The sequence below is a fragment of the Peteryoungia algae genome (assembly GCF_030369675.1).
Taxonomy (GTDB): domain Bacteria; phylum Pseudomonadota; class Alphaproteobacteria; order Rhizobiales; family Rhizobiaceae; genus Allorhizobium; species Allorhizobium algae.
In genome coordinates this window covers 815653-827121 of the sequence record NZ_CP128477.1, presented here as the reverse complement: position 1 = coordinate 827121, position 11469 = coordinate 815653, and the positions used below count along the sequence as shown (strand labels likewise).

Genomic DNA, 11469 nt, shown 5'->3' with positions numbered 1-11469 from the left:
TCTGCATGACCTGCAATCGCCTTGGACTGGCTGCCTCGACAACGCTTCTCTTCCTGTCCCCCACCCTCGCCTCGGCGGCTCCTGATGTCGTGGTTTCGATCAAACCCGTGCACTCGCTCGTCGCCTCGATCATGAAGGGCATCGGCGAACCCTCATTGATCGTCGAGGGTGCGGCCTCCCCGCACACCTACACACTGAAGCCATCGAACGCCCGCGCGCTGGAGAATGCAGATCTCGTGTTTTGGATTGGCCCGGGCCTCGAAGCGTTCCTGGACAAGCCACTGGAGGCTTTGCCGAAGAAGGCCAAGGTGGTCGAGCTCGAAGACACGCCAGGACTGACCAAGCTGTCGTTTCGCGAGGGCGGCGCCTTTGAGGGGCACGACCACGGCGAGCAAGCTGAAGATGGCGAGAATGACGAGGGTCACGCCCATGAAGGCCGCGAGGATCATGCTCATGATCACGGCGCTGAAGAAGCCGGCAAGCCAGATCACAGTGAAGCCGAGCACGCCCATGAAGACGGACACGACCATGCGGCGGAAGACGCCGCAGAGGCCGGCGATAACCACGGACACGAGAGCCATGCTCCGGAGGCGCACGATCACGCCGAAGAAGGGCATGGCGGGACCGACATGCATCTGTGGCTCGACCCGACCAATGCCAAGGCCATGGCAGCCGCAATCGCCAAGAGCCTGAGCGAGGCCGATCCCGTGAACAAGACTGCCTATGAGGCCAATCTCGCTGCTCTCGATATCGAAATCCAGGCGCTCGACACGGAGATTGCCACTCAGTTGAAACCAGTGCTCGAGAAGCCCTTCATCGTCTTTCACGATGCCTATCAGTATTTCGAGAATCGCTATGGCGTGCGAGTGGCAGGATCGGTCACCGTCAGCCCTGAATCCATGCCGGGCGCCGAGCGGCTGTCGACCATCCATGCCAAGATCGAGGAGCTCGGTGCGGCCTGCGTGTTTGCCGAGCCGCAGTTCGAACCAAAGCTGATCGGCGTTGTGACCGAAGGCACGCAGGCCAAGTCTGGTGTTCTCGATCCCGAGGGCGGTGCGCTCGAGGCTGGACCAGCCCTTTACGGCCAGTTGATGCGCAATCTTGCCACCGCCATGAGCGACTGCCTCTCACAATAATCTGGCCCCTCCCCCGGGCGCGAAAGGCGGAACCTCGGTTCCGCCTTTTTCCGGCCTGATCGTGTTATGTTATTACATTAGCTTGAGGCATTCCATGAAAAAGCTTCCCGTAACCGTGCTCTCCGGATTTCTGGGGGCCGGCAAGACGACCCTGCTCAACCATGTCCTCGCCAATCGCGACGGTTTGCGGGTCGCCGTGATCGTCAACGACATGAGTGAGGTGAATATCGATGCGGCGCTTGTGCGTGGCGGGGACGCTGCGCTTTCCCGCACGCAGGAACAACTGGTGGAAATGAGCAATGGCTGCATCTGTTGCACATTGCGGGACGACCTCTTGAACGAGGTGCGCGGACTCGCCGAACAGGGACGCTTTGATTATCTGCTGATCGAGGCGACCGGCATAGCCGAACCCCTGCCGATTGCCACCACCTTCGACTTTCGCGACGACGAGGGCCGAAGCCTCTCCGACATCGCCCGATTGGACACGATGGTGACGGTCGTCGATGCCGCCAATCTCATCGGCGACTATTCCTCGAGCGATTTTCTTGCCGATCGCGGCGAGACTGCTGGCGAAAACGACAATCGAACACTGGTCGATCTGCTCGTCGAACAAATCGAATTCGCCGATGTGATCATTCTCAACAAGGTCGGCACGGCGACCTCCGAGCAGCTCGATGCGGCGCGCAAGATCATTGCGGGTCTGAATGCCGATGCCCGCGTCATCGAGACCGACTTTGCCCATGTGGCGGCAAAGGACATCCTCGGGACCGGGCTCTTCAATTTTGCCAACGCCGAGACGCATCAATTGTGGTTCCAGGAACTGCACGGCTTCCGCGATCATCTGCCAGAAACGGAGGAATATGGGATCCGCTCCTTCGTCTACCGCGCCCGCGCCCCGTTCGACCCAACCCGCTTCCGGGCCTTTCTCGATCGCTCCTGGCCGGGCGTCATCCGTGCGAAAGGTTTCTTCTGGCTCGCCACACGCCCGCATCATGTCGGGGAATTGAGCCAGGCCGGCCCGCTCGTCCGGACGACCAAGATGGGATTGTGGTGGGCGTCTGTGCCGAAATCTCGCTGGCCCGACGACCCGGCCTTCCTCAACGCGATGACGCCCTATCTCGACAAGGAATGGGGGGACCGGCGGCAGGAGATCGTCTTCATCGGTGCTGATCAGATGGATCAGCACCGGATCACCGCCGAACTGGACGATTGTCTCGTATCCGCGAGTGCATTTACGCCGACCGCGTGGGAAGGACTTGCCGACCCCTTCGCCCGTTGGGCCTGAGGATCAGATCTTTCCGCGCTTTTGCAGGACGGACAGAACAACCGCCGCGCCGGTTTCACCGGCGGGCCGTTCTGTTTGCAGCTTGCGCCAGACGTCGTCATATCCGCTCAGCATCGCTGCGCGCTGCGGCGTGTCGAGCGACAGTCGCTCCGACCAACGCACAAGGCTTGCCGGTCGAAGCACGTCGTTGAAATATTCCGGGACCACGGCATAGTCGGCGATGAGGTTCGGCAGAGCGCCGGTCCAGATCTTGATACGGTTGGCGAGGAGGCGGATGATCCAGTCGCCCCGGTAGGTGGAGACGACGGGCACATGCGCAAGTGCGAGTTCCAGGATCACAGTGCCGGAGGCGGCGATCGCAGCGTCCGCCTCCTCGAAGGCGCGCCACTTTGCATCGTCGCCAAGGACAATCTCCGGCCTGAGTGCCCAGTCCCGGGTGATCTCGCGCACTCGCGCCTCCTGTCGCGCGACGGTCGGCAGGACGAAACGCGTCTCGCCATTGCGGGCGACGAACTCCTGCATGGCCTCGCCAAAGACCGGCAAAAGCTGGGTGATCTCGCTGCCACGTGACCCTGGCAACAGGAGAATGGTGCGGCCCTCGCCCTCCGCTCTTGCGCCTCTCGCCTTGCGGGATTCGCGAACGCGCCGGATATCGGCGTGGCTCGATAGACGATGGCCAACGAAATAGGTTTCCGGACCGCCGAGCCGCTGCATGACGGCAGGCTCGAAGGGCAGGACCGCCAGCACCGCATCGACATAGTCGAGCATGGCCTTGGCGCGGTATTCCTTCCATGCCCAGACGCTCGGGCAGACATAATTGACCACGGTCAGGTCGGGAAGCTTTTGCCGCACCTTTCTGGCCACACGATGGGTGAAATCCGGGCTGTCGACGATCAACAGCAGATCAGGCTCTGCCTTGATGATCGCATCCGCCGTCAGCGAGATCAGCTTGATGAGGCGCGGCAGTTTCGACAGGACCTGGGTAATGCCCATGATCGAGAGCTCGGAAAAATCGAAGATCGATTTCAAGCCTTGCGCCTCGAGCGCGTCACCGCCGACGCCGACGAGTTCGACGGGTCCCTGATGCATGGCCTTGACTTGCGCGATGAGATCCGCGCCGAGCAAGTCACCGGAGACTTCGCCGGCAATCACGGCGATCTTCAGCGGTTTATCGCTCACGATCCAAGCTCCTTGTTTGACCGGTCTATGCCGACGACGAAAATGCCGGCAGCATCCGCAGCCACGATCATCGCGTCGCGCTCGACCACGAGCGCCCGCCCGGCTTCGACGGCTATGCCAGCGAGCCCTGCGGCCTTGGCGTTCGCAACAGTCGAGACCCCTATGGTCGGCAGATCTGCCCGCAAATCCTGCTGCGGCTTGCAGAGTTTGACCAGAACGCCCTTGCGGCGTTGCGAGATCCTGCCCTCTGCGCGCAATCCCTGCACCCGGGCCAGCATGGCGTCGGTTCCTTCGACGCCTTCCAGGGCTACGATGCGGCCACCGACTGCAACCGCCCCCTGCCCGACATCGAGCCTGCCTAGCGTCTCGGCGGCATCCGCTGCCCTGCCGATATCCTTCAACGCATCCGCGTCCGGGGAAACCGACCCGAGCGGTCCAACCGTTGCCAGCAGACCTGGAAGGATCTCGTGTGCACCGAGCACTTCGCAGCCCTGCGCTTCGATCAGCGAGATCACCATGCGCAACACGGCATCGTCACCGCCGGCCAGCAGGGTCTTCAGCGCACTGGGAAGTTTCAGGAGGGATTTCCAATTGACCCGGATATCGCCAAAGGCCGGGCGTCGCTTGACGGCACCCGACATCACAACCCGACGGATATCATGCTGACGGAACAGGGCGGAAAGGCCTGCCATGTCGCCGACGCCGATCACCGCGGTGTCGAACCCTTGCCAGATGTCGTCGGCCTCATTTTTCAGTCTGAGAACAAATGGATCTTCGCCTGCCTCGCGTGCAGCCTCGGCCAGGAAGAGCGGCAGTTTTCCGCTGCCAGCGATGATCGCGAGGCGACCGGTCCGCGGCAGGCCGTCACGGTGCGCGGCCGCCGTCATGGATCAGGTCTTGCCGCGATGGGGCGAAGACAGCGCCCGGTCGCTTTCAGCCGCGATGAAGTCGAGGATTTCGATCGCCGGTGGGCAGTCGAGATATTCGTCGCGGATCGCGGCTGCATTGGCACGGGCCGAGCCTTCGCTCTCGAAGATCTGCTTGAAGGCGCGACGGACCTGATGGATGACCGAACGCTCGATGCCGGACCGGCTCATGCCGACCACATTGAGGCCGCCTAGGATGCCCGGGTTCCCATTCAGCATGCCATAGGGAATGACATCATAGGCGACGGCGGACAGTCCGCCGATGAACGCCTGACGACCGATACGGACGAACTGATGCACGGCGCAGCCGCCACTGAGGATGGCCTTGTCCTCGACGCGGACATGCCCGGCGAGCATGACATTGTTGGAGAGAATAATCCCGCTGCCGAGAATGCAGTCATGCGCGACATGCGAATTCGCGAGGAACAGGCAGTTGTCGCCGACCCGCGTAATACCGCCGCCGCCAACCGTGCCGCAGTTCATCGTCACGCCTTCGCGCATTGTGCAGTTCGCGCCGACGACCAGTCTGGAATCTTCGCCCGCCTCGTGGAGGCTCTGCGATACACCGCCGATCACGGCCATCGGGTGGATCTGCGTGCCGGCGCCGATTTCGGTCAATCCGGTCACGACAGCGTTCGACAGGAGCTCGACACCGTCCTTCAGCGTGACACGTGGACCGACGCGGCAGAAGGGTCCAACCCGGACATTCTCACCGATCACCGCGCCGTCTTCGACCACGGCCATCGGATGGATGACGGCGCTTGCGGCGATCTGGCTCATTTCTGATCCTTGCGCATGATCATGGCACCGATGTCGGCCTCGGCGACCAGTGCGCCGTCGACCTTGGCGTCGCAATGGAATTTCCAGATATTGCCGCGCTGCTTCTGCTTCACGACGTGGAATTCGACCCGATCACCCGGCACAACCGGCTTGCGGAAGCGGGCATTGTCGATCGTCATGAAGTAGACGAGATTTCCACCCTCGCCCTGCAACCGGGCACAGATCGCGCCGGCGGTCTGCGCCATGCCTTCGATCAGAAGCACGCCGGGCATGATCGGGCTTTCCGGAAAATGGCCGGTGAAATGCGGCTCGTTGGCCGTGACGTTCTTGATGCCGATGGCAGAATTGTCACCGTCGATCTCAATGATCTTGTCCACCAGCAGGAAGGGGTAGCGGTGGGGCAGAAGCTTCATGATCTCGAGGATATCAGCCGATCCCAATTCGCTCTTCGCGAGTTCAGTCATTGCTGGCTCCCTTGTCCTTGGCGCGGCCGTCGTAGCGGCTCAATGTGTCCGCTACCTCGCGCAGATAATCCTTCAACGGGCGGGCCGGAACACCGCCGTATCTCTCGCCCGGGGGCACGTCTGCAAGAACGCCGCTCATGGCGGCAATCTGTGCGCCGTCGCCAATCTTGATATGACCATTCACGCCGGCGGCGCCGCCAATCATGACCCCATCCCCGATGACCGTGCTGCCGGCAATGCCAACCTGGCTCACAATGCCACAATGACGCCCGATGCGAACGTTGTGACCAACCTGGACCAGATTATCGATCTTGGTGCCCTCGCCGATTACGGTATCGTCCATGGTGCCACGATCGATCGTGGTGTTGGCACCAATCTCGACGTGATCCTGGATGATGACGCGGCCAACCTGGACGATCTTAAGCATGCCACGGGGACCCGGCGCATAGCCGAAGCCGTCCTGGCCGATGCGGGCACCGTTGTGGATGATGACATTGTTACCGATAAGGGCGACCTGGACTGTGGCGCCACCGGCAATCACGCAGTCGCGGCCAATGCGGACGCCCGGCCCGATAACGGCGCCAGGCCCGATACGCGTCCCGCTGCCGATCTCGACATCGGCACCGATGACAGCCATTGGCTCGATCTCGACGCCGGGCTCCAGACTTGCGGAAGGATCGACATAGGCCGCTGGCGAAATCTTCGCCGGCTCCGATGTCGTGAGCGCCGGCTTCAGCCCCTGAGGATGCAGAAGAGCGCCTGCAAGCGCAAATGCGGTATGGGCACTTTTGGCGACCAGAACGGGAATATGTGCGGGGATTAGGGACAGAAGCGGCTTTTCGCAGAAAATCGCCGTCGCCTGGCATGTCGCCAGCTCATCACGGTTGCGGCGGGAGAGGATGTAGCACACATCCCCGTCCTTTGCGCGCGCCACCGGCGACACGGATCGAACGATCCGCTCACCATGGCTCTCGTCCTGCAATTCCGCCCCCGTCTGCTGCGCAAGCGCAGCCAAGGTCACCCCTGAATGGGGCGGAAAGAAATGATTATGCTCCATCAGCAAACGCTCCAGAACGTCAAACTGTCAGCAGTTCTGGACCACCAGCCTTAGAACTGGTTCGCCATGCTGAAGCGGAATTCCTGGGTCTCGTCGAAGTCTTCCTTGGCGACCGGAACCGCGTAATCGACACGAAGAGCGCCGAAGGGCGAATTCCAGATCACACCTGCGCCAACCGAAGCACGGAGCGACATGCTCGTCCCCTGGGCACCGCCATCGCTCGCCAGGTCGCTGCCGAACAGTGTTCCGGCGTCGGCAAAGACTGCACCGCGGAAGCCCAGATCCTGTGGGACCATCGGAAGCGGGAAAGTGGCTTCGGCGGAGGCTGCGAAGTAGGTCGTGCCGCCGATCGAGTCGTCACCCATACGCGGGCCGATACCGCTGTTGTCGAAGCCGCGAACTTCCTTGCCGCCGATCTTGAACTGCTCGAAGACGTTCAGGTTGTCGCCGAGAGCGACGACGTGACCAGCCGAACCGGCCAACGAGCCGACGATGTCGAACTCGTCCGACAGCGTGTAGAACATGCGGGCGCGGATGTAAGCCTTGTAGTATTCGGAATCGCCACCGAGGCCGGCATATTCATGCGTAAAGCTTGCATAAATGCCTTCATGCGGGTTCTGGCGATCGTCGACCGTGTTGTAGACGATCGAATGACCGAGGATCGACTGCTTCCAGGTGCTGCCGCTGATCGCGTCAATATAGGGATCTGCGATCGTATCGTCAGCTGTGCCGGCAACACCGTCGGTCCCGAACGCGCCATCATTGATGTAATCGATGGTCTTGTAGGTGTAACGCAGAGTCGTTGCCAGATCTTCGGTGATCGGCGCGGTCACGCGGATCGTGCCGCCCTGCTCTTCGTAATCGTATTCCGAGTTGCTGCTGGTCGAGCTCTTGAAGAGGTCGAAGCCGGCGGCCAGACGGTAACCGAGGAAATAGGGCTCGGTGAAAGAGAAGTTGTAGGTCTGCGTGTCGTCAAAACCACCACCGGCCGCGAGGCGGATGAACTGGCCGCGGCCGAGGAAGTTCTTTTCTTCGACAGACGCTTCAAGAACCAGACCACCGTCACCGACGGAATAACCGGCACCGATGCCGAACGAACCGGTCGGCTGATCCTGCACATCGACGATGACCACGACGCGGTCCGGCGAGCTGCCGGTCTGGGTCGAAATGTTGACGGACGCGAAGAAGCCGAGGGCCTCCAGGCGGCGCTTGGCACGGGAGATGGTTTCCTGGTTGAAGGCGTCGCCCTCGGAAATATCGAACTCGCGGCGAATAACATAGTCGCGGGTACGGGTATTGCCACGAACCTCGATGCGCTCGACATACGCGCGCTCACCCTGGTCGACGAGATAGGTCACGCCGATGGTGTTGGTCTCGAAATTGCGGTCACCGCGCGGAACGACGCGAGCGAAAGGATAACCAGCCGACGAGACGCGGCGCGAAATGGCTTCCATCGACTTCTGAACATCGCGGGCGCTGTAGGTGTTGCCTTCGCGGGTTTCCAGAAGACCCTGCAGCTCGGAACCGTCGATACCGTCGACGGTCGACTCGACCGAAACGGCACCAAAGCGGTAACGCTGACCTTCGTCGACAGTGATATTGATCGTGTATTCGTTGCCGGTCTCGCTCAACACGGCCTCGGACGAGATCACGCGGAAGTCGGCATAGCCATGGTTGTAGTAGAACTGGCGCAGCAATTCTTCATCGGCGCGCAACTTGTCCTCATTGTAGACATCCTTGCGAGTCAGGAAGGACAGGACACCCGATTCCTTCGTCTGCAGGACGGCGGCAAGGCGACCGTCGGAATAGGCGCTGTTGCCAACGAAATTGATCGTGCTGATCTTCGTGCGCTCGCCCTCATTGACGACGAAAGCGAGGTTCACGCGGCCCTCGGCCACGGTCACGACCTGCGTCGTCACTTCAACGTCGCTGCGGCCAATCGCGGCATAGGCTTCACGGATGCGCTCGATGTCCGCGCTGATGAGGCTGTCGCTATATGGACCCTGCGCCTGGGTCTGGACGATGGCCTGAAGCTTGTCGTCCTTGATCTTGCGGTTGCCGTTGAAGACGACCTGGTTGATCAGCTGGTTTTCTGCAACGGTCACGACGAGCGTGCCGCCGGATACAGAGATCTGCACATCGGAGAAGAAGCCGGTCGCGTAGAGACGCTTGACCGATTCATCGATGTCGGAGTTGGAGAAGGTCCGACCCGGCTGGATCGAAATATTGGAGCGTACAGCCTCCGCACCCACACGCTGAGCACCGCGCACATCAATACGCTGAACAACTGCAGCTTCGGCAGCAACCACCGATGCAAGAACGGCAATACCTGCGCCCGAAGACACGACACCAGCAGACAGCGCGACCGCCGATACTGCGTTCAAAAACTTTGAACCAGCCTTCATGTGTATACTATACCTTCTTCAATTGCCCCGCAGTCGGCACCCGACTCCGGCCCGTGTGTGGTTTTAACGGGTTTTACCCTACAAGCAAGTGCGCGAGTTAATTTCTGTTTACTTCATTTCAACACGTGGCCCAATCGCCACTATCGATTTGAAACATCGTAAACAAATCCTTTCCCGGCTTGCAAGCTCCCCCGTCTAGCCAATCAAACGGCTGATATCGTTCCAGGTGGCGAAGACCATCAGAGACAGGATCATCGCCATACCAATCCGGAATGCGATTTCCTGTGCGCCCTGCCCCATCGGCCTCCCCCGTACTGCTTCAATCGCGTAGAGAACCAGATGGCCCCCGTCAAGGACCGGAACTGGGAACAAATTCAAAAGCCCCAGGGAAACGGAAAGAACCGCCGCCAGATTTAACAGAGCGATAACGCCGAGCGTCGCCATCTGGCCGGAAGCCTGCACGACCCGGACCGGCCCACCCAGCTGGTCGGCATTCATGCGGCCGGCGATCATGTTGCCGATATAATCGAATGTACCGGTAATGATGTGGCCGGTCTGACGCACGCCCTCCCAGACGGCTTCCACCGGCGATAGCTGCACGATCCGGAAGTTGCCGGCCTGCTGGTCGGTGATGATGCCAATCTGCCCGACTTCCATCTCGTTGCCGAAGCGATCGGTCGTTACGGCCCGATGCGGAACCAGATCGAAATCGACCTCCTGACCATCGCGGCGGACCGTGACCTCGACCGGAATTTCCGGCCGCATTGTGATGTAGCGCACAACATCGTCGAAGGTTTCGATGATGCGACCATCGAGAGCCACCAGAACGTCGCCGCGCGCAATCCCGGCAGCCTCAGCTGCGCTGCCAGGCTTGATGTCGGCGACGACCGGATCCGACACCGGTTTGCCCATGGTCGCGAACATGCCGGCAAAGATGACGATGGCGAGCAGGAAATTGGCAATCGGGCCTGCGGCAACCGTCACGGCGCGTTTCCACAGCTTGGCACCGTTCAGTGTCTGGGCGCGTTCCTGCTCGGTCAGTTCTTCGACCATCGAACCATCGGGACGGCTGGCAGCATCTGCGTCACCAAAGAAGCGCACATAGCCGCCAAGCGGGATTGCCGATATCTTCCAGCGGGTTCCGTGACTGTCAGTGAAGCCGACCAGCTCAGGGCCGAAGCCGACCGAGAAGGCGAGAATCCGGATGCCCGACCAGCGCCCTGCAAGGTAGTGACCCAATTCATGAATGAAAACGAGCGCAGACAGGATCAGGATGTAAGGCAGGATATATCCGCCGAGGAAACTGAAGATTGTGCTGATGTGATCCATCTATCCGTATCCTGATCTCGCTCATGGCGAAGGTTGGCGCCGTCGGTTGCCGGATTGAATCGATCCTCAAAGACCGAAGAGGAAGGCTCCCATGGACACGACAGCATTGGCACTTCCGGCAGAACTGCCGATGGCCAAGAAAAACGCGGCAAAACAGGCAAATACAAGGCCGTCGACGCGGTCCATCACGCCACCATGGCCTGGAATCAGCTTGCTCGAATCCTTCACTCCAAATCGCCGCTTGATAAAGGACTCGAAGAGGTCGCCGATCTGGCTTGCAACCGACAGCGCCAGCGCCACCAGCCCGACCCACAATCCGACATCCTGAAAATGGGCCATGGCGACCAGAATTCCACCCGCGACACCGGCCACGGTGCCACCAACGGCGCCTGACCAGGTTTTGCCGGGTGATATGCGCGGGGCAAGTTTGGGACCGCCGACGGCCCGACCGACGAAGTAAGCCAGAATGTCTGTCGCCCAGACAACGACGAAGACAAAAAGCATCGCGATGAAGCCGAGAGAATCCTCACCCCGGATCGCGGAAAGCGAAATGGCGCTCAGGCCGGCATAGAACAGACCGCCAGACTGCCACCAGCTCACGCGGCCGAGAAAGGACGGAATGGCCATGGTTACGACAAGGCCGGCAAAGAGCGGCACTGTCATGTCGGCCTCTCCGAAGAGCATGTTCAGGCTGATCAACGCCATCGACAACCAGCCGAAAGCGTTCGACCTGAGGCTGCCCTCTGCAAGGCGTGTGATGGTGGACCACTCGTAATAGATCAGCAGACCGATCGCCGCAGCCAGAGCCTTGAAGGCAAGGCCGCCAAACCAGGTCGCGGCGAGAACCACCACGACCAAGACGATGGCTGAGACGATCCTGAGCTGAAGCTCGCGCGACATGGTCAAGC

At 60.8% G+C, this 11469-nt stretch carries 10 protein-coding genes; 2 read left to right on the top strand and 8 right to left on the bottom strand.

Annotated features, from left to right (window positions below):
• The first annotated feature begins 5 nt into the window (after window positions 1-5).
• Complete coding sequence (locus QTL56_RS04250; protein ID WP_245136919.1) at window positions 6-1136, top strand: zinc ABC transporter substrate-binding protein; 1131 nt, start codon at window positions 6-8, stop codon at window positions 1134-1136.
• Window positions 1137-1230: 94 nt separating this feature from the next.
• Complete coding sequence (locus QTL56_RS04245) at window positions 1231-2421, top strand: GTP-binding protein (RefSeq protein ID WP_245136920.1); 1191 nt, start codon at window positions 1231-1233, stop codon at window positions 2419-2421.
• Window positions 2422-2424: 3 nt separating this feature from the next.
• Here QTL56_RS04245 and lpxB read toward each other — a convergent pair whose 3' ends face one another.
• From lpxB to QTL56_RS04205, 8 genes are all read right to left on the bottom strand, one after another.
• Complete coding sequence (gene lpxB / locus QTL56_RS04240; protein WP_245136921.1) at window positions 2425-3600, bottom strand: lipid-A-disaccharide synthase; 1176 nt, start codon at window positions 3598-3600, stop codon at window positions 2425-2427.
• Window positions 3597-4487: an LpxI family protein gene (locus QTL56_RS04235; RefSeq protein ID WP_245136922.1), complete on the bottom strand. Its 891-nt coding sequence runs from the start codon at window positions 4485-4487 to the stop codon at window positions 3597-3599. Before QTL56_RS04235 ends, lpxB begins: the two co-directional genes overlap by 4 nt.
• A 3-nt stretch (window positions 4488-4490) precedes the next feature.
• On the bottom strand, window positions 4491-5306 hold the full coding sequence (gene lpxA, locus QTL56_RS04230; RefSeq protein WP_245136923.1) for an acyl-ACP--UDP-N-acetylglucosamine O-acyltransferase: 816 nt from the start codon (window positions 5304-5306) through the stop codon (window positions 4491-4493).
• On the bottom strand, window positions 5303-5770 hold the full coding sequence (gene fabZ / locus QTL56_RS04225; RefSeq protein WP_006728455.1) for a 3-hydroxyacyl-ACP dehydratase FabZ: 468 nt from the start codon (window positions 5768-5770) through the stop codon (window positions 5303-5305). The genes lpxA and fabZ overlap by 4 nt, the downstream gene beginning before the upstream one ends.
• Window positions 5763-6827, bottom strand: a complete 1065-nt coding sequence (gene lpxD, locus QTL56_RS04220; RefSeq protein ID WP_229576271.1) for a UDP-3-O-(3-hydroxymyristoyl)glucosamine N-acyltransferase — start codon at window positions 6825-6827, stop codon at window positions 5763-5765. Before lpxD ends, fabZ begins: the two co-directional genes overlap by 8 nt.
• 50 nt (window positions 6828-6877) lie before the next feature.
• On the bottom strand, window positions 6878-9232 hold the full coding sequence (bamA, locus tag QTL56_RS04215; protein WP_245136924.1) for an outer membrane protein assembly factor BamA: 2355 nt from the start codon (window positions 9230-9232) through the stop codon (window positions 6878-6880).
• 195 nt (window positions 9233-9427) lie between these two features.
• A complete protein-coding gene (rseP, locus tag QTL56_RS04210) occupies window positions 9428-10561 on the bottom strand; it encodes an RIP metalloprotease RseP (protein ID WP_229576273.1) in 1134 nt (377 codons plus the stop codon).
• 66 nt (window positions 10562-10627) lie between these two features.
• A complete protein-coding gene (locus QTL56_RS04205) occupies window positions 10628-11461 on the bottom strand; it encodes a phosphatidate cytidylyltransferase (RefSeq protein WP_229576471.1) in 834 nt (277 codons plus the stop codon).
• Window positions 11462-11469: the final 8 nt, after the last annotated feature.

Coding starts and splice junctions, on each gene's coding strand:
- QTL56_RS04250 (WP_245136919.1), top strand. CDS start 6: ATGACCTGCAATCGCCTTGGACTGGCTGCCTCGACAACGCTTCTCTTC.
- QTL56_RS04245 (WP_245136920.1), top strand. CDS start 1,231: ATGAAAAAGCTTCCCGTAACCGTGCTCTCCGGATTTCTGGGGGCCGGC.
- QTL56_RS04235 (WP_245136922.1), bottom strand. CDS start 4,487: ATGACGGCGGCCGCGCACCGTGACGGCCTGCCGCGGACCGGTCGCCTC.
- lpxA (WP_245136923.1), bottom strand. CDS start 5,306: ATGAGCCAGATCGCCGCAAGCGCCGTCATCCATCCGATGGCCGTGGTC.
- fabZ (WP_006728455.1), bottom strand. CDS start 5,770: ATGACTGAACTCGCGAAGAGCGAATTGGGATCGGCTGATATCCTCGAG.
- lpxD (WP_229576271.1), bottom strand. CDS start 6,827: ATGGAGCATAATCATTTCTTTCCGCCCCATTCAGGGGTGACCTTGGCT.
- bamA (WP_245136924.1), bottom strand. CDS start 9,232: ATGAAGGCTGGTTCAAAGTTTTTGAACGCAGTATCGGCGGTCGCGCTG.
- rseP (WP_229576273.1), bottom strand. CDS start 10,561: ATGGATCACATCAGCACAATCTTCAGTTTCCTCGGCGGATATATCCTG.
- QTL56_RS04205 (WP_229576471.1), bottom strand. CDS start 11,461: ATGTCGCGCGAGCTTCAGCTCAGGATCGTCTCAGCCATCGTCTTGGTC.